This is a genomic window from Megalodesulfovibrio paquesii, from assembly GCF_054653055.1.
On sequence record NZ_BAAIGQ010000007.1, the window covers coordinates 147,059 to 170,483 of the forward strand.

The following is a 23,425-nucleotide window of genomic DNA, read 5'->3' on the forward strand; positions in this document are numbered from 1 at the left end:
ACGCGGGACACCAGGAGTGATATGCATAACTCGATTACAGTGGCGGAGGCAAACAGTTTGTCAGGATTTTCCCTGAGTGTGGGGGCAGTGTTGTATGCGGCTGCGCGTGCTACGGTGCGAGGAGGGTCCGACAATTGGGAATATCATACTCCCAGCCGGCAAAGTGGCCATATTGCTGCAACAGCGCCTGAAAAATACCCTGGAAATCGCGTTCCACCCGGGCCATGCCCACGGTAAAGCGGCAGGTGGCCGGGTCCAGGAGGCCGTGGCCGGCCACGACCACGGTCTGGTCAAAGGGGAAATAGGGGTTGTCATCCGCGGAACGCAGGGCCACCGCAGCTTCGATGGTCACCTTGCCGTCGGGGGCGGTGACCGCGGTGACGCGCTGGATGGTCCCCTGGCGCTGATTGCCCAAGCAGAACTGCTGGCACAGGCCGGCCAGGAGCTCGTCGGCCTGGGTCTTTTCGATGACGTCGGCGGTGATGTCCCGCGCCTGGGCGGCTGCCGGCGTCGTCCAACCTGGCAGCATCACCAGAAGAAGCAGCAGCAGAAGGAGAGGGCGGGTCACTGCCGGGCCTTGGCTTCGTTCCAGAGGGCGTCCTGCTCGGCCAGGGAGAGGGCGTCCAGGCTCTGGCCGCGCTCACGGGCCAGTGCCTCCATGGTTTGGAACCGGGCCAGAAACCGCTGGTTGGCCAGATCCAGGGCGGCGTTGGCCTTGATGCCATGCCTGCGCCCCAGCTCGACCAAGGTGTACAGATAGTCGCCGAACTCCTGCTCCTTGGCTGCGGGATCGCCCTGGGCCACGGCTTCGGTGAATTCGGTCCACTCCTCCTGCAGCTTGGCCTCAACCTCGGCAGTGTCCGGCCAGGTGAAGCCGATGCGGCTGGCCTTGGCGTGCAGACGATAGGCCTTGAGCAGGGGCGGCAGGCTTTCCGGCAGGGAGTCATAGAGGCCCACGGGGCCATCCTTGCCCTTTTTTTCCGAGCGCTTGATGCGCTCCCAGTTCTTGAGCAGCTCGTCCTGGGAATTGATCTCCGTATCCCCGAACACGTGGGGGTGGCGGCGGATCATCTTGGAGGCAATGCCCTGCAGGGCCTCGTCCAGGGTAAAGTCCCCGCGGTTCTCGTAACACGCGCCGATGAAGCAGAGCAGAAAGCCCAGGTCGCCCAGCTCTTCGCGGGCGTCGGCCACGTTGCCAGAGCGGATGGCGTCCACCAGCTCATAGGCCTCTTCGATCAGATGGTCGCAGAGGGATTCGGGCGTCTGTTCCTGATCCCAGGGGCAGCCGCCGGGACCCAGCAGCCGGGCGATGACCTGGCGCAGGTTGTCAAAAGCGTCCATGAGGGCGTGATCATCCTTGTTGTTGCGGAGCGGAGGGGAGCGGGCGCGCCGGTGGCAGCTGAGGCTGGCCGGGCGTGGTATTGCCCGGAGGGAGGGGCTGGTCCGGCCCGGGGGCCAGGGCTGGCGGCAGGGCCACGTCCTTGATGTTCACCAGCAGGGATTTGAGGATCCCGGCGTATTCCCTGGCATAGGGCGCCAGGCGGGAGGCCTGCACAAACTGGGACTGCGGCACAAAGGTATCAGCCAGAAAGAAGACGATGAGCGCCAGCACCGTGCCCTTGGTCAGCCCGGCCAGTGCGCCGCCAAGGTTATCCAGCCATCCCGCAAAAGCCAGATCCATGAGTTTGCGCAGTACGCGGGCCGTGAGCCCCACGGCAATATAGGCCGCCAGAAAGACCGTCAGATACGCCGCAATGCGGGCCCAGCCTTCATGCGCAATCAGATCGTGCAACAAGGGAAAGGCCCGGGCCTGATACTGCGTGGCCGCCCAGACGCCCAGGATGACCCCGGCCAGCCCGGCCACCTCGGCCAAAAGGCCACGCATGAGCCCGCGAACCAGAAACAGGCCGCAGAGTCCGGCGAGGATGCAGTCGAGCAGGCTGAAGTCGGCAATCATAAATTCAACGGTGCGGAGCAGTGGGTAAAAAAACCGTGCGTTGAGGCAGCACTAGCAAAGGGGCGGGAAAATGAAAAGGGCATCGGGTGTAAAAGAATCTGAAGCGGCGAGGGAAAAAGTTGAAAAAAAGTTGCGGTGCCCCCCTTGCCAAACGCAGTGGCGTGGTTAAAAGGGCTGAGTCGGCGCTAGCACTCGTCGCTGTCGAGTGCCAACAAGACGGCGTCGCGAAATCAATCACCACATCACTTCTGTTGAAAGGAGTCTTCTCATGAAGCTGAAGCCGTTGCACGACCGCGTCCTGGTCAAGCGTCTGGAAAGCGAAGAAACCACCAAGGGCGGGATCATCATTCCTGACACGGCCAAGGAAAAGCCCATGCGCGGCGAAGTGATCGCAGCCGGCCCCGGCAAGACCGACGACGACGGCGACCACATCAAGATGAGCGTGAAAAAGGGCGACATCATCCTCTTCAACAAGTACGCCGGCACGGAAATCAAGATTGATGGCGTGGAGCACCTCGTCATGCGCGAGGACGACATCCTGGCCGTCATCGAAGAAGACTAGGCCCTGCCGGTCTTCCTTTATCGTACTTGATCATTCCCCTCCGATCTTCATACTTTCAAGGAGCATGCTTCAATGGCTGCCAAAGAAATTCTGTTCAATACCAATGCCCGTGAACGCCTGCAGCGCGGCGTGGACAAGCTCGCCAACGCCGTCAAGGTCACCCTGGGGCCCAAGGGCCGCAACGTGGTGATCGAAAAGTCCTTCGGTTCCCCCATCATCACCAAGGATGGCGTCACCGTGGCCAAGGAGATCGAACTGGAAGACAAGTTCGAGAACATGGGCGCCCAGATGGTCAAGGAAGTCGCCTCCAAGACCTCTGACATCGCTGGCGATGGCACCACCACCGCCACCATCCTCGGCCAGGCCATCTTCAATGAAGGCGTGAAGCTCGTGGCCGCCGGCCGCAATCCCATGGCCATCAAGCGCGGCATCGACAAGGCCGTCGCCGCCATGGTGGAAGAGCTGGGCAAGTTTGCCAAGCCCACCCGCGACCAGAAGGAAATCGCCCAGGTCGGCTCCATTTCCGCCAACAACGACGCCACCATCGGCAACATCATCGCCGAGGCCATGAACAAGGTGGGCAAGGAAGGCGTCATCACTGTTGAGGAAGCCAAGGGCCTGGAAACCACCCTGGACGTGGTTGAAGGCATGCAGTTCGACCGCGGCTACCTCTCCCCCTACTTCATCACCGACCCCGAAAAGATGGTCTGTGAACTGGACGAACCCCTGATCCTCGTCCACGACAAGAAGATCTCCAGCATGAAGGACATGCTCCCCGTGCTGGAACAGGTGGCCAAGATGGCCAAGCCCCTGCTGATCATCGCTGAAGACGTGGAAGGCGAAGCCCTGGCCACCCTGGTGGTGAACAAGCTGCGCGGCACCCTGCAGGTGACTGCCGTCAAGGCCCCCGGCTTTGGCGAACGCCGCAAGGCCATGCTGGAAGACATCGCCGTGCTCACCGGCGGTTCCCTGGCTGCCGAAGAAATGGGCAAGAAGCTGGAAAACGTGACCCTGGAAGACCTGGGCCGCGCCAAGCGCGTTGTCATCGACAAGGAAAACACCACCATCGTCGATGGCTACGGCAATTCCGACGCCATCAAGGCCCGCATCAAGCAGATCCGCGCCCAGATCGACGAAACCACCTCTGACTACGACCGCGAAAAGCTCCAGGAGCGCCTGGCCAAGATCGTGGGCGGCGTGGCCGTGATCAACGTTGGCGCCGCGACCGAAACCGAAATGAAGGAAAAGAAAGCCCGCGTGGAAGACGCCCTCAACGCCACCCGTGCGGCTGTTGAAGAAGGCATCGTCCCCGGCGGCGGCGTGGCCCTGGTGCGCTGCTCCAAGGTCCTGGACGCCGTGGTCCCCGCTGACGACGACGAAACGGCCGGCGTGAACATCATCCGCCGCGCCGTGCAGGAACCCCTGCGCATGATCGCCTCCAACGCCGGCGTCGAAGGCGCCATCGTGCTGGAGAAGGTCCTCGGCGGCGCCGACGGCTTCGGCTACAACGCCGCTACCGGCGAATATGTGGACCTGATCGCCGAAGGCGTCATCGACCCCAAGAAGGTCACCCGCATTGCCCTGCAGAACGCCTCTTCCGTGGCTTCCCTGCTGCTGACCACCGAAGCGGCCATCGCCGAAAAGCCCGAACCCAAGAAGGACGCCCCCGCCATGCCCGGCGGCATGGGCGGCATGGGCGGCATGTACTAAGCAACCGCCTGAAATCGGGGGGAACCCTTTCTGTGGAAAGGGTTCCCCCCGAATCCCCCTCCCAAAGATTTTTGAAGGGGGGGATATATTGCACCCCCCGCTGCGCACTGCATGGCGGGGGGTTGCTATTATTGAAAGACATATTCGGGCGATGAATCGATTCTCCAGCAACATGCGGTGGAGAACGGAGCAGAAGGGAGCCGGCAACGAGACATTGTGCGCACCAGAAAAGATCACGCAACAAAAACGGCCGGCATCATCGATGATGCCGGCCGTTTTCGTGGCCAAGCGCGTCTGGCCGGGCTCACTCCACCTCAAATACTGCGTCCAGTTTGGACAAAAACGGGCGGACAGTCTCCTGGTCGGCCTTGGAGGATTCTTCGGCCATCTGATCCATCTGGCGTAGGGATTCCTGCATCTGCTGGCGTATGAGCTGCTTGTCTTCGGCGGAGAGGCCGGGCTGTTGTTCCAGCTGGGTCAGGCTGGATTGAATCTGGGCCCTGGCGTTTGCGCCTTCAGGGCCGAGCTTCAGGGAAGTGTACGCCTGCATGATCTGCTCGGCCACGGCGCCCCAGCGTTCGGCGGTAAAGCCGTGTTTCTGCAGCACGGCCAGGGCCTTGGGCTGCGTGGCGGCCAGGGTGAGCCATTGTGAGGCGTCAATCGGTCCTTCCGGCGCGGGGGCGTCGGGGGCATTGCGGGTCTTATCCGCGGGGTCGGCGCCTCCGGCCGCGGCAAAGATGGGCCGGAGTTCGTGCATGCTGGCGATGAAGCCCTGCACATCCGCGGCGGTCAGGGGAGTGACTGCCGGGTCGGCGGCCAAGGCAGAATTGGCGAAACTGGCGAAACTGGAGAAACTGGCAAACAACACAAGCAGGAAGCACTGCAATCCTGCGGAGCGAATCACCGTCATGCGGCACCTCTCTTGGAAACGGATGCGGTTGGGGACACACGGCCACGCCGCTGTCGCTTACATCTGCATGAGCGTTACCGCCTGCAGCACGTCTTCCTCGGGGACGTTGCGGACTACCTCCAGCCGGCCCACGGCGCGGGGGAGGATGAAGGTCAGGCTGCCGGCGTGCTTCTTTTTGTCCGTGCGCATGGCTTCGATCAATGCTTGGGGGGAGATGCGCGGGAAGGGGACGAAGAGCCCCAGGCGTTTGAGCAGAGTGTCCTGCATGTGGGGCAGGCTGTCGTCGCACAGGCCCAGCCGCAGGCTGAGCATTGCAGCCAGGCGCATGCCCTGGGCCACGCACCAGCCGTGGGGTTTGGCAAATTTCAGGAGTGTTTCCAGGCCATGGCCGAAGGTGTGGCCGTAGTTGAGGACCATGCGTTCGCCGGCCTCGAGTTCATCCCGCATGACCACGCCGGCCTTGATGCGGACGCAGTGCGCGATGGCGGCCGCGAGCGTGGGGAGGGGAAGACGCAGCCCACGTGTTGACGCTCCTGCGGGACAGGGGGGGGCGGAAGGTTCGGAAGGCAGGATTTCCTCTGAAAACTCCTGCTGCACCCATCCATGAAACGTCTCATCGAGCATGGCATACTTGGCCAGCTCGCCCAGGCCGGAGGCGAATTCATCGTCAGGCAGGGTGGCCAGGGTCTGGGGGTCGATGCCAACATAGGCCGGCTGGTGAAAGCGGCCGAGGCAGTTTTTGGCTTCTCCCAGATTGACGGCCGTTTTGCCGCCCACGCTGGCGTCGATCATGGCCAGCAGGGTGGTGGGGACCTGCACGCAGGGGACGCCGCGCATGTACAGCGCCGCGGCCAGACCGGCCACGTCGCCCACAAGCCCGCCGCCCAGGGCGATGACGCCGCCATCCCGGGCCAGGCCGTCGGTCAGGAACTGGGTGCAGAGGGCCTCCACCGTGGCCAGCCGCTTGTGCTGCTCGCCGGGGGGGAAGGTCAGGATGGGGCCAAGGGTGGCCAGCCCTGCGCGTTCCAGGGAGGCCAGGAGTTGCCGGCCATAGTGCGCGGCCACGGTATCGTCAGAGACCACGGCCCAGGCCTGCCGGGCATGCGGGGCCGGCGGGGCGAGGCGTTCGCCGATGGTATCGAGCAGGCCAGGGACGATTTCCACGGCATAGGCCGCGGGGGCCTTGGCGGGCAGCGTGATGTCGATGCGGTCCATTCCTTCCCCAAGTCCGGTGCAAGGTCCGATGCTGGCGCTATTTCAGGGACGCCGGGATGCAGGCGTCGCAGTCGTGTATGTGGCGGATTAACGCGACAGCCTGTTCCATGTCCAGCTGCTGATCGGCGTCGGAGAGGGCGGCGGCGGGCTGATAGTGGCATTCGAACATCACGGCGTCCGCGCCGGCGGCCAGGGCGGCAAAGGCCATGCGGGCCACCAGATCCTTGCGGCCCAGGGCGTGGCTCACGTCCACCGCCACGGGCAGGGCGGTTTCCTGTTTGAAGAGCGCCACGGCAGCCAGATCCAGAGTGTTGCGGGTCCAGGTTTCGAAGGTGCGGATACCGCGTTCGCAGAGCAGGATGTCGGCATTGCCGCCGGCGGCGATGTATTCCGCGGCCAGGATGGCTTCTTCCATGGTGGCGCACATGCCGCGCTTGAGCAGGACGGGTTTGTTAATGGAACCCAGGGTCTTGAGCAAGGAAAAGTTGGCCATGTTCCGCGTGCCCACCTGGAGCATGTCCGCGTAGCTGGCCACGAGTTCCACGTCCTTGACGTTCAGGACCTCGGTGATGACGTCCATTTCCAGCTCGTCGGCCACCTCGCGCAGGAGTTTGAGGCCTTCCTCTTCCAGCCCTTGGAAACTGTAGGGCGAGGAACGGGGCTTGAAGGCCCCGCCCCGCAGAAAGCGGACCCCGGCGTCGCGCAGGGGTTTGGCGGTGCGGTACAGCTGGTCGCGGCTTTCCACGGCGCAGGGGCCGGCGATGATGGCCGCGCGGCTCTCGCCCCCGGGGCCACTGCCGATGGTGCCGTGGGGCAGGCGGATCACATGATCGCCCGCGCCGGAGCTGCGGTGCACCCGCAGGCCCTTGCGCTGCTGCACACCCATGAATTCCGTGGAATTCTTGAAAATTTCCTTGAAGATGCGCACCAGCAAGTCATCGGGCAGCCGGGACGGGGAGGCGGCGTTGGCATCGAGAATCTCGCCGAGCATCTCGGCTTCGCGTCGGGCGTCGAAGTGCGGCAGCTGCAGGCGGTCCTTTTCCTGGCCGATCCGCCGGGCGATCTGGTAATACTCCAGGAGCGCCGCCAGGATGGCCTGGTTGACCTCACTCATGCGGCCGCGCAGCTGTTGCAGGGGAGAGTCTTCGTTCATGACTGCTCCTCCTCGGCCATAAGCTGCTTATACGCCTTGTAAAATTCCAAAATGTGCGGCGGGCAGCCGGGGATGAACCGGGCCAGGGGTTTGCGCTCGGCCTGGGAGAAAATCAGGTCCGCCGCGCAGGAACCGAAGCACCACAGCGGGCCGCGCAGTTTCTTGAGGTTGACCATGTCCGGCATGGGCTTGCCCACGTAGACGCTCTGGATGGGATTGCCCTCCAGCGCGCCCTCGCCGGCCAGTTTGTCCAGGGAGTGGCGCAGGGCAGACAGGCAGCCGAAGCAGGCTCCGCCCTCGATGCACTGGACCTCGTCGTAGGCGCCTTGCGGGCTGACCACGGGGCGGGCAAAGGGCCGGCGGACTTCCTCAATGCTGCGGCCGCGGACATCAATCTTGCTGACGTCCGTCTCGCCCAGGCCTTCCTGACGGCAAAGGCGGAGCATGGCCACCTCCATGGGGTGCACGCCCATGACGCTGGCTGACACGGCATCCACGGCCACGATGTCTTCCCCGGCCACCAGGGTGTTCATGTCCGGGACCACGCTGCCCGAGAGCGGGGCCTGGCCCTGCGCGGCGATGATGCCATCCACCAGGGTCAGCTGGGGGCGGACCTTGCGCAGGATGTCCACCATTTTCACATGCAGGTCGTTGCGGTGGAAGAACATGCGCTGGTCGTCCAGGATGAGGCCGTACTGGTTCTTGATGCCCAGGGTGACCAGGGCGTGCATGTGGGTCTTCATCTTGGGCAGGTTGATGTAGACCTCGGCCTCCAGCAGGCTTTTGGGCAGGATCATGGGGTCAAAGATCGTGGCGTCCGGATTCTCGACCACCACCTTTTCCTCTTCGTCAAAAAAGCGCAGCCGCGCGCCGTAGCCGGCCAGGCGGGCCTTGAACTCGCCCAGCTGGGCCAGGGCCTCGGCCAGGGGCAGGCCGTAGCCGGGGTTGTCGCCAATCCAGATTTCCTTTGCCCCGGCGTCCTTGAGCAGCTCCACCAGGGCGAAGAGCACGCGCTCGTCCGTGACCACGGCAAAGGGATTCTTGGGGTTGGGGCGGACGAGATTGGGCTTGACCAGCACGCGCTGGCCGCGGACCATGGCTGGCAGGTCCGTGGCCAGGCCGATGACCTCGGCCGTGAGCTGCCGGATGATGTCCAGGCTGGCGTCGGTATAGGCGGCGGGCGATTCGCCCACGTGTTCGGCGCGGGCAATGGCGACAATGGGATTGCCCTTGGGAATGCCATTGAGCGCAGAGGGCGAGTGGGAGGAGGCGGTGTTGGTCATGGTTAGAGTTCCTTCCAGGCGATTTTCCCGCCCGGGGTCTTGGGGATGGCGTCCACAATGTCTATGACCCGCGGCAGGGCAAAGCGGTGCAGGCGGGCCTCCAGCCAGTGGCGGAGTTGTTTGGGGGTGACGTCCATGCCGGGCCGCAGGGCCACCACGGCGCGGGGGGCCTCGCCGCGCAGGGGGTCTTCCATGCGCACCACCACAGCTTGGGACACGGCAGGGTGTGCGTGCAGCAGCTCCTCAATTCTGGTGGGATAGACCTTCATCCCGGCCACCTTGAGCATGCCCTGCAGGCGGCTGTGGAAGAGGATGGACCCGTCCGGCGAGCGGGCCACGAGATCCCTGGTCCGGAAGCGGGCCGTGCCGTCTGGCAACAGCTGGAAACTATCGGCCGATTCCACGGGCTGATCGAAATACTCCCGGCACACACCGGGGCCGGAGACGTGCAGCTCGCCCACCTCACCATCGGGCACGGGCTGGCCGTGTTCATCGAGGATCTCCACGCGATACTGCGGCAGGGGGCGGCCGGCGGCGGCGTCGGGGAAGGTGGGGTCATCCTCCATGGGGGTGGCCATGGCAATGCCCGTGGTTTCCGTGGAACCCCAGACCGGCAGCATGCGCACGCCAAAGGCGGTGCGGAAGTCCCGGCGCAGGGCGGCGGGCACATGCATGCCACCGCTCTCGGCCACCCGCAGGGAGGGGAGGGCAAAGGGGCTGTGTTCGTGCTGCTGCACCAGGGTCTGGTAGATGGCCCCCACAGCCATGAAGCAGGTGACGTCGAAGCGGCGGATGGTTTCGGCGATGGTCCGCGGGTCGATGCCTTCCATGAGGGCCAGGGCCGCGCCCTGGGCCAGGGGCCGGGCAAACAGCTCGTGCGGATGGACGAAGGACGGCATCATGCACAGGTGCACGTCGTCCCCGGTCATGCGGAAGTGCTCCACCGAGGCCAGGGAATTCCAATGGATGTTGCCCAGGGTGGCCAGGGCGGCCTTGGGACGGCCCGTGGAGCCGGAGGTGAAGTTCAGGTAAACGGGGGTGTCCTCATCATCCGAGGGCAGGGGCAGGGGAACACGCACCCCTTCCAGCTCGGTCCAGAAACGGCAGCAGGGCGCACTGGCCGGCAGGGGGAGCGCATGCTCAGGATGCGGCAGCACAAGCCGGGGCAGCTGGGGGACGTTGAGGGAGTCGAGGAGAGTGGCATGCGAGGCGCAGAGGACCATGGCCCGCGGGGCCAGACGCTCCAACATCTCCCGCAGCACGGCCGGGGGTTGGTTGCAATCCAGGGGGACGAAGATAGCGCCCAGGGCCATGATACCCAGGTAGGCGGCAATGGTTTCGGGGGTTTTGCGTACCAGACAGCCGACCCGATCGCCCGGGCGCACTCCCATGTCCTGGAGCAGGTGGGCTGCTGCGGCGCCTTCGTGGGCCAGCTCGCCATAGGTCATGGTCCGCCGGGCATGAAACACCGCCGGCCTGCCAGGGGTGCGGGCGGCATACCCGGCCACCAGAGCCGGGAAGGACGGCCAGGGAAAAGCGGTCATGCATTCCTCCGGTCGAGTTTTCGCAAGTAGCTGTCATACTGCCGGCATTGTTCCGCAAAATAGCCAGGCTCGCCATGAAAACGCATCCCTTCCGCCTGGGCCGGGCAGGTGGCCTGGCAATACAGGCAGCCCAGGCAGGCCTCGGGCAGGGCGCTCGTGCCGGCGTGCAGGGTGCGCGGGTCGTGCCCCAGGGGACAGATGGCCTGGCAGGGGCGGGGATCCTTGCAGGCCGCGCAGGCCGGGCCGGGTTCCAGGCGATCCAGGCGCATTTCCTGGTGCAGGAACTTGTCCTGGCGCAGTCCGGTCTTGAAGAGCAGTTCCCCGAACCAGTCCGTGGCTGCCAGTCGGGTGAAGAAGGGCGTGTTCCGAATGGCCAGGAAGTACTTCTGCCGCGAGGGGTGGTGAATGAATGTGGCGATGGGGCCGGCCTTGGGCGGGGCAAAGAGACGGGCCACGGCGGAGACATCCACGGCTTCGGCCTGGGCCAGCCGCTCGGGCGTGAGCAGGCCGGCCTCCCTGGCCTGGCGCAGGGGGCGCACAGCATCGTAAGCCACCATGGCCAGCCTGGCGCAGACCATGTCGATGACCAGGGGGTCCTCGCCCACGATGATGGTATCCAGCCGCAGCGGGGTGCCGCGGGTTGGTCCCAGGCCTTCCATGGCCACCAGGGCATCCACAATATGCAGCTGTGGGCTGAGGCCCTGATTGAGCCGGATAATGTTTGCGGCCAAAGATTGATGCGTCTTTTTCTTGTTCTCCTGACCCACGAGGCAGCCCATGAGGTTCTTGAGGCACACGCTCATGCCGGCTTCGAAATGCGTCTTGAGCTTGGGCAGGTTGATCAGCAGGGCTGCCTCGGCGCAGGTGCGGGAAACCTGGGCCACGACGCCGTCCTCAAAGGGCACATCCACGCTCTGATCAAAATTGCAGTCCACAAAGCGTGCGCCGAAGCGGGCGGCCAGGGCGTCCATGCGCAGCCGCGTGGCCACGCCGATCTTGTTGCGGTAAAAGCCGGAATTCGTCCCTTCGGCCACGGTCAGATTGGTGTAGCCCTGGTCCCTGAGCCAGCCGAGCAGGGCGGCCAGCAGGCGCAGATCCGTGGTGTTGCCGGTCAGGGCGTTCATGGCCGCGTTGGCGTTGGGCTTGAGCACCACAGGGGCGGCACGGTCCGCCGGCAGCACATGCCCGCGGACGGACAAGGCCTGATCCAGCCCGCGACGAAGGGACTGCACCGTCCAGGCGCGCAGGAGGGTTGGTGGAATGGCTGCGGTGACGATGGGCATGGCACACTCACGCAAAGGGGTTGGAGTATGACTACGGTATGGTCAATCCGCCAGCCATTGTCAAACAATGTTCAGTAAAAAAAGCTGGGAGCACGAGGTGCGGTGCTTCGTCAGGCAGAGGTCTGCAGCACCGCACGCGCCGCCTTGAGCCCCTGGCTGGCGGCGGTGGGGGTCATGCAGAACAGAAAGCCGCCCTGTCTGCCCACGGTAAGGCAGTTGCTCAGGGCGCGGGAGGGGCCCAGGGCCTGCTGGAGCTGGTGTTGATAGTCCAGCGGATAGACAGGCAGGGCCTGGGGCAGGCGCACCACACGGGATGCGCGGAGGGAGGAGGCGTCGTACAGATCAGCCAGGTGCGAATCCTCCAGGGCCGTGCGCACCAGGGCCTTGTCATCCATGGTCGCAAGCTCGGGGGTCATGGTGTATTCAAAGCACACGCCCTCCCGGCCGGGGGGCGACAGCTCCCGGAAAATGGAGTGCGGGTAATAGGTGCGGTTGCAGGCCATCCGCGGATCGGGATGGTAGACATACACAAAAGGGCGCTCTGGTGGCGCTTCGGTTGCAAAGGTCAGGCAGACCAGGGCCATGTCCAGGGCGGGCAGGGTGGGCACGCCGGCATCCAGCAGCCTGTTGAGAGTGTTCAGCGGGGCCGTCCAGACAAGCTGGGAGACATCGTAGTCAATGCCCCTGGCGGTCACTTTGGTCACGCGGCTGTGCGCGGTATGGACAGTCAGGGGGCCACAGCCAAACACTGCCCAGCCGCCCATGGCCTGGTATTCGCGGAACAGCAGATCCGTGAAGGCTTGAAAGCCGGCGCGGGGGTAGAAATAGGGCCGCTTGAGCCGGCGAAGGGCTCCAACTACGCGGGCCGCATGCCCCACGCGAGGTGGCGGCTCCAGCTCCTGTCGGGCGCTACGTTCCACGCGGGCCAGCCAGTGGACGTGCAACTCCCCGGGATCCCGCACGGTTTTTTTGCTCAGAAACTGGCGGAACAGTTCCTCATAAAAACACTCCCCGCCCTTGGCCACCAGCTCATCACGGGCCGAAGGCTCGCCGCGCAGGGCAGGCTTGGCGCCAAGCAGCCCCTTGAGAATTCCGGTCTTGTACCGCCAGGGATAGCGGAACACATCGCGATGATTCGGAAAGGCGTAGAACCGGCCGCTCTGTGTTCCAGGCATTGCAGGCGCATGAATGGCAAACGCGAAGGGACGCGTCAGACAATCCGCATGCGCCAGGGTCTCGCGGGCCAGCCTCGCGCCTTCATCCCCCGGATCCTCAAAGAAAACATGCGGACCATAGTCGAACACGACCTCATCCAGGACAAAGGATCGGCACAGGCCGCCTGGGCCGGCCTCGCGTTCCAGCAGCACGGAAGGCACGCCAGACCGGGCCAGGGCCACCCCGCACGCCAGACCGGCCAGCCCGGCGCCGACAATGACAACCCGCGCCATGGCTACCTCGGCACCGGCGTGAATTCCACCTTGGCCACCTTGATGGGCGGTACATCCACCACAATGAAGCGTTCGTCCTGGGATTCGCCAGGGGCCAATGCACCCTTGCGGGCCTTGCGCTCCACACGCTGGCTGGCCAGGAGCGTCCCATTGGCGTCATACAGGGCCACCACCAACGAATATCCGGCAATGGAAGAGGTGGACGTATTGGTGACGATGGTGTCCATGAACGTGTGTTCCTTGTATTCCTGCGGGGTGCAGATCACGTCCACGCTCACTGGCGGTACATTGAACACAGGACAATCGTCCGGAGCTGCCTTGGCGATGCCAGAGGCAACGGCTGGCGGTGCGCAGTCTGCCGAACCAGCCTGCACCGCCCATGGCGCACAGGCAAGCAGAGCGACAAAGACAAGAAGACCGGCAAACAGGCAGAAGCGATCTCGTTGCGTCACGGTGCGCATGGGGGCCTCCTGGCGGATGCAGCGTTTCTTTCTCGTATGACAAAGCCCAGCCCCCCTGGCAAGACGGAAAATGAAATCGCCTCACTATATGGCGCGGGTATTGCGTCATGGATCATGCGTTGGCTCATGCAGCGTGAGTGCAAGCGCAAGATGCACCCCTGCAGTCCGCAAAAGTGATTTTTTCATGGTCCCGTCCGGAAAACGTATTGTCACAGTCTTGAGACTTTGCTAGAAAAAATGCATCATCCTGTGACAGTATGTAATGGCAGGATCTGTCATGTCAGGATGTAGCATGCGCGCACATGCCAGGAGGAAATCATGGCTTCGTCACCACTGGAAGCTGTCCCGGTGCAGGGATATGCCACACATGCATCGCCTCGCGGGCAGATACTCAATCCCATTGTGGCTGTTGCTGCCATAGTGGTTGCAGTGGCCTCCATGGCGATGATGGTTTCACCCTGGTATACCTATGCCTGGCTCCCTGCCTTCGGTCTGATGCTCATGCTGATCCTCGGGCGCAAACCGGAATTGGCCTTTTATGTGGTGCTTTTTTTCGTGCCTTGGGATGCAGTTCGCAGTTTGGCCGGTCCGGACTCTCCAATCACCATCTCCAAATTTGCCGGTGCAGCCATGGTACTTGTGGTGTTGCTGCACATGGTCTTTTCCAAGGGAACCAGATACAACCTGCAATCTAATTTGTGGAGATGGATTGCCTTGTTCGTCGTGGTGGGATTGGTCTCCGCATTGATGACCGCCTATCCGGATGAAGCCTGGGATGAATTTCGTAAGCTGCTCACTTCCATAACTATTTTTGCTCTGGCGCTGGCTCTGGTCGATGTGCGCGGATTTGTGCGGATTGTGCCCCGGGTTGTCATTATCTCCATTGGGATTTCCACATTCATGTCTGTGGCCGCCTATGGTCTTGGATTTAATTGGTTTACCATGGATACCGGTATCGACCGGCTCGTGGGTGTGGCGAAAAACCCCAACCATTACGCCTCGTTTGTTCTGTTCAGCATGCCGCTCCTCGCGCACTGGTTCTTCAATGCTACCCGCGTCTGGGTTCGTCTGGTGGGAGCCTCCATATTTACGGTCAACATGATTGCATTGATGTTGACCTACTCCAGAGGCGCATTTTTTGTCAGCCTTGTCGTCTTTGGCGCGTTGTTGATTGAGCATGGGCGGAAAATACGCCCCAAGCACTTTGGGTTTCTCGGGCTTGGACTCGCTGCCGCTGTTCTGGTGCTGGCCGTGTATGTTCCGGACTCCTACTGGGAGCGGCAAAAGTCCATCAGCACTGGAGATACCTCTATTGGCGCCCGCCTGTCGTACGTGCTGTTCTCCTGGCAGTCCTGGCAGGAGCATCCCTTGGTAGGTACCGGCATAGGCACGTTCGACCGCGCCTATTCCTTTTCCGAGTTCGCGTTCACCAGAGGCTGGAAGCGGCTTTCCCGGCAAGATGCGCAGCGTGATGCCCATAACACGTATCTTGAAGTTGTGGTGGGGATGGGGACACTTGGAATCATCATTTTTGCAGGACTGTTGTATTTGGCATGGAGGAATTTTGATGAGGCAATACAACAATCACGCAAGCTTCAGGACCCTCAATTCACGCAGTTGATAGCTGCGTACAGACTTTCGTTTTTGTCATTACTGGCGTACTTCTGCCTGCTTTCACGCTTGTACTCGCATTACTTCTGGCTTTGCCTCGCACTGTCCACCGTTGCCTTGCGCATAGTGCAAATCCGGTGTCGTGAGCAGCAGGCTCAGGAAGCGCGGCAGGAAGACCATGCTCCAGTGGTTGGCTGAGACTGTTTTTGTCCTGGCTGCGGCAGTGCTGGTGCTGGTGGTGCTTGGGAATCCAATCGTTATTTTTGTGGGATCCCTGCTCAAGACTCGCAAGGAGCATCATGCACGGATCGCCAATGATACACTTCCGGCCATCTCGATCCTCATCGTAGGGCATAAACCAGGAGCGTTGCTTTCAGCAAAGCTTCAGAGTTGTGCTGCGTTAGAGTATCCTGCTTCATTGCTTGAGGTGGTGTACATTTCGGATGGTCCAGATCAACAGGCACTTCAGATCTGCAACCAACACAGGAGCACGCAGGCGGCAGGATACTGCCTCCAATGTCGTCAGATGTCAGGCCGTCTGGGGAAAAATGCCTGTTTGAATGAAGCAGTGTCTCTCGCAAAAGGCACCGTACTTGTATTTTCCGATGTCGATGCGCTGCTGGCGCCTGATGCGGTGCAGCGTTTGGTCACGCATTTTTCAGACGCAACAATAGGTGGCGTCGGGGGGCGGCGGGTAATTGCGAAGGAGGGCAAGCCTCTTGGGCCGGTTCAGCAATGGTATTGGAAGCTCGATGCCTGGTTGAAAACGAATGAATCCAATCTCGGCAGCGTTACAGCCAACGACGGCAAGGTATACGCGCTCCGCAAATCGCTGTTTCAGCGCCTGCCAGACGCGGTGACTGACGATTTATTCAATTGCCTGTCAGTCATTCAGAGCGGCTACCGCTTTGTGTACGAGTCGTCAGCCGTGGCTACTGTCCCCACACCGTCCAGGTCTGACACGCATGAACTGACCCGCCGCCGGCGGATAGTGTGTCGAGGATTACGGGGACTCTGGTTGAAACGCGATGTACTGAATCCTATGCGTTATGGGTGGCTGGCTGTTCGATTGTGCATCAATAAAGTATTGCGAAGGTTGTTGCCTGCTTCTGTATGTATGATTGGCGTTTCAAGTTTTGTGCTCTCATTTTCAAATCGCTTTTTTTTGATCCTGCTGTGCTTGCAAACACTATTTTTCGCAACTGCAGCATTGTATCCATTGCTTGCACCTATAAAAAAGGCACCATCGGCCGTCATAAAAAGCGCCGCAGCTGCCTGGTATATCTGCCTTGGACTCATGGGGACTTGGCTTGGATTTGTTGATTTCCTGCAAGGCAAGCGAATGACGATCTGGACTCCTGTCAAAACGGAATAAGGAAACTCCAACATGACCACGACGCGGATATCTTTGGCGAGACAGGCTTGGCGATACACAGTGGAAGGCGTCCCTCGCCGATTGCCTGATCCTGGTATGCCAGGCTCTGATGCGGCTTGTATGGAATACGCCGCCAAAGTGCGAGAAGGATACGCCCGCTTACGTGGGACGGCAGAACACCCTCGTGTATCAGTGGTACTGCCAGTTCATATTAAGGAACCACTCCCTCGATTGTATCGCAATTTCTCTTCGCTCTTTGAGAACACAGAGGCGCCAGCTACGGAGATCGTGGCTGTACTGAACGGCAAAGCCACCATGGCAGAGTTGGAAGCGTCTCTGCTGCATCAGTTCTGTTCGCAAGTGAACGTACGGCTATTCTGCATTTCATATCTCGATGACCCGCGCTATGTACAGATACAAAGACCGCAGAACATTTTTGTCCCAAAGCAATATGGCCTTGACATGGCGCTGGGAGATATAGTCCTGCACACAGATGTTGATTGCTATTACAGCAAAAACTGGATTAGCAGCTATGTGAAGATGTTCGAGGCAGATGCCAGAATTCTGGCAGCATACGGCCCTGTGTTTTATGATTCAGAAGCCTGCGGCATTATATCCCGGGGCATGACTGCATTGTCAACGCTAAGCAAGGCTGCAAAAATTCTCTTTAATTTTCCACCACTTGCCGGGCACAACCACGCAGTACGGCGGCAGGTCCGAGAATTGGCGCCAATGTTATATGGTGATTTGAGCAACAACTGCCAGATTATCACCAGCCGGCTTATGCAATCGCTGACAACAGAATCCGCATTGCGCGATGTTGTGACGTTTGTCCCAGGAGCACTGGTCTCAACATTATTCCCCAAGCGTACGGATAATGTACTGCATGCAATTGCCTGGATTCTTGAAGCTGGTCTACGGAATGTTTCGAACTATAAATTACATCGCGATAATTTGGCCGATAAGGCTTCTGATAAATAGCATAAAAAAATTAGACTACATATAGCCGAGGCTTCGCAGCTGTTCCATAACTGCTTCCTTGTCCTGCCCTCTCCCCTCGCGTTCAGAGGTGTGCTCCAGATCCTGTTCCCAGGCTGGGATGGCCGCCAATGGCCGTGTTGTGGACTTTGCGCCAAGCGAGCGGTATCCTTGCCGGTACAGTTCGCAAAAGGGAAGTCGTTCGGAGTGTATGATGTTCCATATATCTCTTTCGGTAAAATGAAGTAACGGGTGGACTCGATAATGCGGAGGACTATCTCTATATTGCACATAATCGTCATTGATGCGTTGCTCTTGTTCGTCCCAGCGAATACCAACAAGAAAATGAGAGACTGCATTTTGCCTGATATAGTCAAGAAGCGGAACCGTCTTGGTTAAATGGCTTCCAGCAAACGATTCAGGCTCGAATTGGAAGTAAGGGGATAAGTGATTAATGGCGGCAAGCTGTTGCTGATTGGCGTCCGAGAGTGAAGCAGTCTCTATCATCTCACCCATTGCAGGCTGTCGTTGCAGTAAATCATCATTCCGAATTACAGCAAGATTCAAGTCCCATGCCGAAGCCGTGGCTTGAACAAATCGATCAATCTCAGGAAATACATCACCGTCGTCAATATAGACACATTGTGGCACAGGAACATTTGCATCCTGGGCCAGACACCTGGCAAGCCACAGCATCACAGTCGAGTCTTTTCCGCCAGTCCAGCCTATGGAAACTCGCGACTCAGACGTAAGTATGGCTTCCAAAATCACTTGTTTGGATAACTGCACCTTGTCTTGCAAGGAAAGATTCCAGTTGGTCTCACGTTGAAATGCGTCCATTTTGGTGCTCGAAGGTTTCAAAGCTTGTGTGAAAAGAGTGTCGAGAGTATTGCCACATGGTGCGAAATGAGACTGTTGCGTTTCAGCACTACCATTGGTTTCAGGCTATGTGAAGTGAAATCACTGCGTATTGCTTGCGTTCTGCAATGGGTAGCTCAAAAAGAAAAGACGCGTACATTTAATCGGAAATTATTTATAATCATAAAACTAAATTCCACGGAAAAGAAACGCGACAGTTTCGAGAATGATGGCCAAATCCAAGAAGAATGAGCAATTTCGAATGTAAAATAAATCGTACTCAAGATTTTCGTGAATCGGAAGATTTCGATCTACACTGATTTGCCAAAGTCCTGTGATTCCAGGCTTAACCTGAAGCCGCATCTTTTCAATGCGGCTGTAATTCTCTGTAATAAAAGGCATTTCAGGGCGAGGGCCGACAAGGCTCATGTCGCCTCGCAATACATTGAAAAGTTGCGGCAACTCATCAAGACTCGTTTTTCGTAAGATGCGACCAATTTTGGTAATTCTGTCGTCCATCGAGGAAGCAGGTGTGTGAGCATATGGGTCACTCTTGGCATGCATGGTTCGAAATTTATACATTCGGAATCGTGTGCCGTGAATACCAGTACGTTCATGGGAGAAAAATGGAGAACTCCAATCCTGAAAGTATACAGCACAAAAAATCGCACAAGCAAGCGGAAAGAAAGCAATCATAAGGAATACACTCACAATAATATCAAAACTTCGCTTTAGTGCAGGATAAATGGAGATGGGCTTTGCATGAAATAATACGATAGGGACCTCGCCTATGGTTGTCAGTGTGATGTCGAACACAGAGTAGTTAAACAGGTTTGGAACGAAACTGAATTCGACATGAGCAGCTTTGCAGATTGAATGGATCTCGTTAAGCTGATTGTTAGAAATGTTTGAGATTGCGACAAGAACCTGGTCAACGTCATGGGCTCGGATAATAGCCGATAAGGCCGAGCCGCTGCCGAGCACCTGCACACAGCTCTTCCCAAATAGGCCGCAAGAGTAGAATTCTTTGCCCGTTGACGTGACATTGTCATCGACAAAGCCTATCGGGATCAGGCCATATCGGGAGGAGGCCATTACATTATACACCGTCCGGCCAAGGTGCCCGGCCCCATAAATGAGAATCCGTTTGCCCGTGAGTTTTTTCAGAAACAGAAAATGGTGATGCAGGTAGATGTGTCCGTAAAAAATTAGAATACTCGAAATTGTAAAAGCGATAAATAGCTTTCCCATGCCGGAGGGGGTAAAGAATGGTGAGCTTACAAATAGGCTGATGCAGAAGACAAGGCACAAGCCCTTGAGAGTTCTTTTGGAGTGCTCAATATTTAAAAAGCTTTTGTTGCTACTGAAGACGCCTGCAGAGGCTAATACGAAGAGCCAGAGCACTGCGATGGCGATGAATATAAAAAGCGATTTTCCTTCAGCGTACGAGACGTTGGCGATGCTCAATGATATATCAACTATGAAGAGTGAGGCAAAAACTGCAAGAAAGTCATAAAGAACAAAGAGAATGGTAAAGAGTAATTCTGCATGGGTCTTTGAGAGCTGTTCAAATATTCTGTTCATGACAAGCCATTTAAAAAGATGGTTGTAAAAATTTCTTCTTTTTACTATCTTCTATCGCACTTGGCTAGAGTTTTTTACAGTTGCAACCGCCACTGAACAGTTAGCAAAGGGCAGATGGTATGCGAGTTGGCCTTGATATGCACGCGATGCATCAGTTAATGCAAGGATCCAGGACATATATATTGCAACTTGCCCGCCATTTGGCAGATAGCATGGTTGAGGATGAGCTTTTCCTGTATACGCCCACTGCGGCTGTCGGCGAAATAAGCAAGACAATTCCACAGCGCAATGCGACGGTCAAAGGCATTGACGCATCGAGAATAAGCCGCCTCGTAACAAAGTTTCCACGGCAGTGCTCTCGCGATGCTTTGGATGTTTTGCACGTTCAATATATTGCGCCATTTTTCTTGAGAGTCCCGTATGTTGTTTCACTGCACGATATTTTGCATGAGGAATACCCTCAGTTTTATCCCTCTAAGCTGCGAAAACTCATGACCTTGCTGTATCCCATTGCGGCACGTAAGGCGGAGCGGGTTATTGCACTATCTGAATATACAAAGGCCCACATTATCAGGAAATATAAAGTCGCTCCAAAAAAAGTTGAAGTTGTGTACCCTGGTGTTGCGCCGGAGTTCTTCCCTCAACATGCGGGAGCTATTAACGAAGTCAGAGCGCACTATGGCATTGACGGTGAATACCTATTGTATGTTGGACGAATTGAACCGCGAAAGAATCTTGAAAGCCTTATCAAAGCGTTTGGGGTGGCCAATCAAAGAAATAGGCTCGGCTGTACGATGATCATTGCTGGAATGGTTGATCCGCTTATGCCCCAATATTTGCAAGAAATTCAAAAAATAGCGCAGGGACTTGACGTTCATTTTATTGGCGGTGTCGCTCAGCACCATTTGCCGGCACTGTACAGTGGAGCTTTGGGGTTTGTGTATCCTAGTCATGGCGAAGGGTTTGGCCTGCCAGTTATAGAAGCAATGCAGTGTGGTGTGCCCGTTGTGGCCTCCAACGTCACATCTCTTCCAGAAGCTGTGGGGGAGGCTGGGATCATGATTTCTCCGACTGATATTGACATGCTGGCAAATGCATTGGAAGCAATAGTAACAAACAGACAACTTAGAGCAGAGCTGATCGAACGTGGATTCTTGCATGCTGCGAAGTTCTCATGGAGAAATACTGCAACTCAAATTTACAACATATACACGAGCGTTGTCGGATGACTTTTGAGAGGATTTTTCATGTTTTTTTGATTAGGTGTCCAGGCGAAAGCCTGTCTAGAAAATGCATGCAGCCAGGCCATTTCTCTGTATACTGCGCGTAGCGGACGGCAAACTCGGCTGTTGCTTTTTCTATGGCCTCCTTTCGGGGCATTGTGTGGGGCATCTGGATTGGTGGCTCAATTGTGCATCGCCATTGCGTCGAGGAAACTGGTTCCAGAAACATCGGCAACAACGTCGCTCCGGTTCTGAGAGACAGGCTGGATGCACCTAGCGGAAATTCTACAATCTGATTGTGGAAAGCCAGCGCAATGTGTTTGCCATATTGCTCCTGAGTCCCGGAGCCATCTGCCGTGATCATGACTGGATTTCCTTCCTTCAAGTGCCTGAAAATCTTCCGGTAGTCGCTGCCGACAGGGACTATCTCCGCGGGAATCCTTTTTTCATATTGAACACGTAGCCGGAACGATACATGGCGCCCGATCCAGGAGAGTCCTGCATCTGAGGGATTGCCAATCTGTTTGACGCGGTACCCCATGCGGCCCAAGGCGAAAAGTGGAAGGTGCACGGGGCCGAAGTGCGGGTGCGCCAAAACCACGCCATTGCCTGAAGACAAGGCGTGGTGAAGATGTTCCATGCCTCTCCAGGCGAGCATTTTTTCGAGATGCGCAGGGGTGAGCGACGGGAAAATGAATATTATGAGTTGATTGAGGTAATGAGTCTGCATGTATCTTCTGCATTCAGAACGTATCTGACTCGTGGGCATGTGTGGAAATAACCGCAGAAGATTTTCTTGCAGCAATGCTCTTTTTTTTCTGGAAAGCAGATAATGAATGTCTCCGAGTGCAGCAATGCAAAAAAGACCTTTGGAAGGAGTAAGGAATTTAATTAACCACCGAAATGGATACCAGATTATGAGACGTAATATGTCTCTTGCAAGGCTTTCCTGAGTTTGCATTGTTCTATTTCCCCAATAGCATGAGTACTTTATTCCAAAACGATTCAATTAGCGCAGTTTTCTTTTGCGTGTAATAGGTGGGTTGCAATAAATCAGTATCCTCACTGCAAACACGTTCCTTGAGTGCGATCGCATGAAGAGTGGTATGAGGCTCTATTCGAAGAGAATTCACTTCGAAATGGACTCTTCGCCGCAGTGTCAATTTAGCCCGGAACAGAAAAACAATCAGCTGGACAAAACCAAGCCACGTTTGCCCCGGAGGATTCTTGAAGAAATTATAGCTAACTTCAAAGTTGGGATTAACTTTGGCCTGTTGCACAAGGATACGCCAGACGCGCAGTATATCTGCTCTGCGCTGCGACTTTCCAAGTGTCCGCAAGGTTGAATCCGTGATTCCATCCGGGCTTAAAATGAATGTGGTGCAGCCTGCCTTGAGGCATTTCTCAATAAAAGGTCCATCCATTTGATTCTCATTAAACCAGGCTGACCACTGTACAGCAATGTTGCGGGTAAGCAATTCGTCGCAAATTGCTTCAGCGTGAGATCGTGGTATATTAAAAACAGAATCCAAAAATGTAAAGCAAGATATTTTATGCATACTATACAGTGATTCTATGCGGTCCACTACGTCTGAAGGCTTCAGTAGACGGTACTCTCTGCCATTTAAAAAACCATACGGGCAGTAGATGCAATGCAAAGCGCATCCGCGTTTACTTTCCACGCCGATGGGTTCAGGGCCATGGTCGAGGTTGGGATAGCGTGAAAAGCCGGATGCCTGAGCGAAAATATTCTGAGTTTTCGATACGTCCAGTTTGGGAGGAGGCCCGGAAAACTGCAGCGCGCCATGCTCACGATAATATACTCCAGGCACGAGGGCAGGAGCATCCAGGTGCAGTAGCAAGGCGGCCATTGTTTCTTCACCTTCGAGATAGACGCCGGCGAAAATCGAAGGATTTTCATGCATGATGCGCTCGGCGAATAACGAAAACCCTGCACCGCCGACAATGATGGGCGCTATGGTTCGTGCATGGATATGCTGTAGCAGTGTCCGAAATTCTTGATAGTAGAATACAACTTCGCGTTTGTTGGTAGAATCAATATTCCGCAGGGAGATCCCAATAACTTGGGGATCAAATTCAGCAAGCAAGGCGGTAAGCTTGCTGAAAACTGCATCTGCATCGGCTTCAACATTGGGATCAAAGATCCTGACTTCATGGTCCGGCAACGCTGCCGCGATGCAGGCCAGCCCCACCGGATATACCGGCGGTTCAGCGCCGCCGAGCCAGCTTTGCACAAGGAGGACGCGCAT

The 23,425-nt window shown here is 57.8% G+C and carries 21 protein-coding genes; 6 read left to right on the plus strand and 15 right to left on the minus strand.

The genetic code is table 11. The features are described 5' to 3' along the window. Positions 1–109 precede the first annotated feature (109 nt). Genes ACYQ00_RS17090 through ACYQ00_RS17100 form a run of 3 tightly spaced genes read right to left on the minus strand, consistent with a single transcriptional unit; the run spans position 110 to position 1,957 of the window. Positions 110–568: a hypothetical protein gene (locus ACYQ00_RS17090; protein WP_460033297.1), complete on the minus strand. Its 459-nt coding sequence runs from the start codon at positions 566–568 to the stop codon at positions 110–112. Then, on the minus strand, positions 565–1,341 hold the full coding sequence (gene mazG / locus ACYQ00_RS17095) for a nucleoside triphosphate pyrophosphohydrolase (protein ID WP_460033298.1): 777 nt from the start codon (positions 1,339–1,341) through the stop codon (positions 565–567). Before mazG ends, ACYQ00_RS17090 begins: the two co-directional genes overlap by 4 nt. A 10-nt stretch (positions 1,342–1,351) precedes the next feature. Continuing rightward, the gene (locus tag ACYQ00_RS17100) at positions 1,352–1,957 is read right to left on the minus strand and encodes a CvpA family protein (protein ID WP_460033299.1); all 606 of its coding nucleotides are present in this window, start codon (positions 1,955–1,957) and stop codon (positions 1,352–1,354) included. Between the two features lie 268 nt (positions 1,958–2,225). Here ACYQ00_RS17100 and groES point away from each other — a divergent pair, with 268 nt between their 5' ends. Together groES and groL are read left to right on the plus strand one after the other, a co-directional pair. Beyond that, complete coding sequence (gene groES / locus ACYQ00_RS17105; protein WP_460033300.1) at positions 2,226–2,519, plus strand: co-chaperone GroES; 294 nt, start codon at positions 2,226–2,228, stop codon at positions 2,517–2,519. A 72-nt stretch (positions 2,520–2,591) separates the two neighbouring features. Further along, the gene (gene groL, locus ACYQ00_RS17110; RefSeq protein WP_460033301.1) at positions 2,592–4,229 is read left to right on the plus strand and encodes a chaperonin GroEL; all 1,638 of its coding nucleotides are present in this window, start codon (positions 2,592–2,594) and stop codon (positions 4,227–4,229) included. Between the two features lie 304 nt (positions 4,230–4,533). Here the strand turns inward: groL and ACYQ00_RS17115 are convergent, their stop codons facing one another. The 8 genes from ACYQ00_RS17115 to ACYQ00_RS17150 form a co-directional block, all read right to left on the minus strand. Beyond that, positions 4,534–5,139 carry a hypothetical protein gene (locus tag ACYQ00_RS17115; protein WP_460033302.1) on the minus strand — a complete coding sequence of 202 codons (606 nt, stop codon included), beginning with the start codon at positions 5,137–5,139 and terminating at the stop codon, positions 4,534–4,536. 57 nt (positions 5,140–5,196) lie between these two features. Further along, positions 5,197–6,354 carry a 3-dehydroquinate synthase gene (gene aroB / locus ACYQ00_RS17120; protein WP_460033303.1) on the minus strand — a complete coding sequence of 386 codons (1,158 nt, stop codon included), beginning with the start codon at positions 6,352–6,354 and terminating at the stop codon, positions 5,197–5,199. Between the two features lie 37 nt (positions 6,355–6,391). After that, on the minus strand, positions 6,392–7,507 hold the full coding sequence (locus ACYQ00_RS17125) for a bifunctional 3-deoxy-7-phosphoheptulonate synthase/chorismate mutase (protein WP_460033304.1): 1,116 nt from the start codon (positions 7,505–7,507) through the stop codon (positions 6,392–6,394). Then, on the minus strand, positions 7,504–8,790 hold the full coding sequence (locus ACYQ00_RS17130; protein ID WP_460033305.1) for a DUF362 domain-containing protein: 1,287 nt from the start codon (positions 8,788–8,790) through the stop codon (positions 7,504–7,506). Before ACYQ00_RS17130 ends, ACYQ00_RS17125 begins: the two co-directional genes overlap by 4 nt. A 2-nt stretch (positions 8,791–8,792) precedes the next feature. After that, positions 8,793–10,334 (minus strand): class I adenylate-forming enzyme family protein, encoded by a 1,542-nt coding sequence (locus tag ACYQ00_RS17135; RefSeq protein ID WP_460033306.1) that lies wholly within the window; start codon positions 10,332–10,334, stop codon positions 8,793–8,795. Continuing rightward, positions 10,331–11,617: a DUF362 domain-containing protein gene (locus ACYQ00_RS17140; RefSeq protein WP_460033307.1), complete on the minus strand. Its 1,287-nt coding sequence runs from the start codon at positions 11,615–11,617 to the stop codon at positions 10,331–10,333. Before ACYQ00_RS17140 ends, ACYQ00_RS17135 begins: the two co-directional genes overlap by 4 nt. A 110-nt stretch (positions 11,618–11,727) precedes the next feature. Then, positions 11,728–13,065: a protoporphyrinogen/coproporphyrinogen oxidase gene (locus tag ACYQ00_RS17145; protein ID WP_460033308.1), complete on the minus strand. Its 1,338-nt coding sequence runs from the start codon at positions 13,063–13,065 to the stop codon at positions 11,728–11,730. Positions 13,066–13,067: 2 nt separating this feature from the next. After that, on the minus strand, positions 13,068–13,526 hold the full coding sequence (locus ACYQ00_RS17150; protein WP_460033309.1) for a hypothetical protein: 459 nt from the start codon (positions 13,524–13,526) through the stop codon (positions 13,068–13,070). Positions 13,527–13,844: 318 nt separating this feature from the next. Between ACYQ00_RS17150 and ACYQ00_RS17155 the strand changes: the two genes are divergently transcribed. From ACYQ00_RS17155 to ACYQ00_RS17165, 3 genes are all read left to right on the plus strand, one after another. Continuing rightward, positions 13,845–15,335 (plus strand): O-antigen ligase family protein, encoded by a 1,491-nt coding sequence (locus ACYQ00_RS17155; RefSeq protein ID WP_460033310.1) that lies wholly within the window; start codon positions 13,845–13,847, stop codon positions 15,333–15,335. Beyond that, positions 15,316–16,512 (plus strand): glycosyltransferase, encoded by a 1,197-nt coding sequence (locus ACYQ00_RS17160; protein ID WP_460033311.1) that lies wholly within the window; start codon positions 15,316–15,318, stop codon positions 16,510–16,512. Before ACYQ00_RS17155 ends, ACYQ00_RS17160 begins: the two co-directional genes overlap by 20 nt. Before the next feature lie 120 nt (positions 16,513–16,632). Continuing rightward, entirely contained in the window at positions 16,633–17,493 is an 861-nt protein-coding gene (locus ACYQ00_RS17165; RefSeq protein WP_460033513.1) for a glycosyltransferase, read from the plus strand. Between the two features lie 15 nt (positions 17,494–17,508). Here the strand turns inward: ACYQ00_RS17165 and ACYQ00_RS17170 are convergent, their stop codons facing one another. Continuing rightward, a complete protein-coding gene (locus ACYQ00_RS17170; RefSeq protein WP_460033312.1) occupies positions 17,509–18,330 on the minus strand; it encodes a phosphoadenosine phosphosulfate reductase family protein in 822 nt (273 codons plus the stop codon). Between the two features lie 207 nt (positions 18,331–18,537). Then, the gene (locus ACYQ00_RS17175) at positions 18,538–19,932 is read right to left on the minus strand and encodes a sugar transferase (RefSeq protein ID WP_460033313.1); all 1,395 of its coding nucleotides are present in this window, start codon (positions 19,930–19,932) and stop codon (positions 18,538–18,540) included. 158 nt (positions 19,933–20,090) lie between these two features. Between ACYQ00_RS17175 and ACYQ00_RS17180 the strand changes: the two genes are divergently transcribed. Beyond that, a complete protein-coding gene (locus ACYQ00_RS17180; protein ID WP_460033514.1) occupies positions 20,091–21,161 on the plus strand; it encodes a glycosyltransferase family 4 protein in 1,071 nt (356 codons plus the stop codon). A gap of 16 nt (positions 21,162–21,177) precedes the next feature. Here the strand turns inward: ACYQ00_RS17180 and ACYQ00_RS17185 are convergent, their stop codons facing one another. Together ACYQ00_RS17185 and ACYQ00_RS17190 are read right to left on the minus strand one after the other, a co-directional pair. Beyond that, positions 21,178–22,116, minus strand: coding sequence for a lysophospholipid acyltransferase family protein (locus ACYQ00_RS17185; protein WP_460033314.1), 939 nt, complete (start codon positions 22,114–22,116; stop codon positions 21,178–21,180). Between the two features lie 4 nt (positions 22,117–22,120). After that, the gene (locus ACYQ00_RS17190) at positions 22,121–23,425 is read right to left on the minus strand and encodes a B12-binding domain-containing radical SAM protein (RefSeq protein WP_460033315.1); all 1,305 of its coding nucleotides are present in this window, start codon (positions 23,423–23,425) and stop codon (positions 22,121–22,123) included.

Excerpts from the sequence above, each read along its gene's own strand:
- aroB (WP_460033303.1), bottom strand. The coding sequence starts at position 6,354 with ATGGACCGCATCGACATCACGCTGCCCGCCAAGGCCCCCGCGGCCTAT.
- groL (WP_460033301.1), top strand. The coding sequence starts at position 2,592 with ATGGCTGCCAAAGAAATTCTGTTCAATACCAATGCCCGTGAACGCCTG.
- ACYQ00_RS17130 (WP_460033305.1), bottom strand. The coding sequence starts at position 8,790 with ATGACCAACACCGCCTCCTCCCACTCGCCCTCTGCGCTCAATGGCATT.
- ACYQ00_RS17100 (WP_460033299.1), bottom strand. The coding sequence starts at position 1,957 with ATGATTGCCGACTTCAGCCTGCTCGACTGCATCCTCGCCGGACTCTGC.
- ACYQ00_RS17150 (WP_460033309.1), bottom strand. The coding sequence starts at position 13,526 with ATGCGCACCGTGACGCAACGAGATCGCTTCTGCCTGTTTGCCGGTCTT.
- ACYQ00_RS17180 (WP_460033514.1), top strand. The coding sequence starts at position 20,091 with ATGCAAGGATCCAGGACATATATATTGCAACTTGCCCGCCATTTGGCA.
- ACYQ00_RS17175 (WP_460033313.1), bottom strand. The coding sequence starts at position 19,932 with ATGAACAGAATATTTGAACAGCTCTCAAAGACCCATGCAGAATTACTC.
- ACYQ00_RS17135 (WP_460033306.1), bottom strand. The coding sequence starts at position 10,334 with ATGACCGCTTTTCCCTGGCCGTCCTTCCCGGCTCTGGTGGCCGGGTAT.
- ACYQ00_RS17140 (WP_460033307.1), bottom strand. The coding sequence starts at position 11,617 with ATGCCCATCGTCACCGCAGCCATTCCACCAACCCTCCTGCGCGCCTGG.
- mazG (WP_460033298.1), bottom strand. The coding sequence starts at position 1,341 with ATGGACGCTTTTGACAACCTGCGCCAGGTCATCGCCCGGCTGCTGGGT.
- ACYQ00_RS17160 (WP_460033311.1), top strand. The coding sequence starts at position 15,316 with ATGCTCCAGTGGTTGGCTGAGACTGTTTTTGTCCTGGCTGCGGCAGTG.
- ACYQ00_RS17170 (WP_460033312.1), bottom strand. The coding sequence starts at position 18,330 with ATGGACGCATTTCAACGTGAGACCAACTGGAATCTTTCCTTGCAAGAC.
- groES (WP_460033300.1), top strand. The coding sequence starts at position 2,226 with ATGAAGCTGAAGCCGTTGCACGACCGCGTCCTGGTCAAGCGTCTGGAA.
- ACYQ00_RS17185 (WP_460033314.1), bottom strand. The coding sequence starts at position 22,116 with ATGCAAACTCAGGAAAGCCTTGCAAGAGACATATTACGTCTCATAATC.
- ACYQ00_RS17145 (WP_460033308.1), bottom strand. The coding sequence starts at position 13,065 with ATGGCGCGGGTTGTCATTGTCGGCGCCGGGCTGGCCGGTCTGGCGTGC.
- ACYQ00_RS17115 (WP_460033302.1), bottom strand. The coding sequence starts at position 5,139 with ATGACGGTGATTCGCTCCGCAGGATTGCAGTGCTTCCTGCTTGTGTTG.
- ACYQ00_RS17155 (WP_460033310.1), top strand. The coding sequence starts at position 13,845 with ATGGCTTCGTCACCACTGGAAGCTGTCCCGGTGCAGGGATATGCCACA.
- ACYQ00_RS17125 (WP_460033304.1), bottom strand. The coding sequence starts at position 7,507 with ATGAACGAAGACTCTCCCCTGCAACAGCTGCGCGGCCGCATGAGTGAG.
- ACYQ00_RS17190 (WP_460033315.1), bottom strand. The coding sequence starts at position 23,425 with ATGCGCGTCCTCCTTGTGCAAAGCTGGCTCGGCGGCGCTGAACCGCCG.
- ACYQ00_RS17165 (WP_460033513.1), top strand. The coding sequence starts at position 16,633 with ATGGAATACGCCGCCAAAGTGCGAGAAGGATACGCCCGCTTACGTGGG.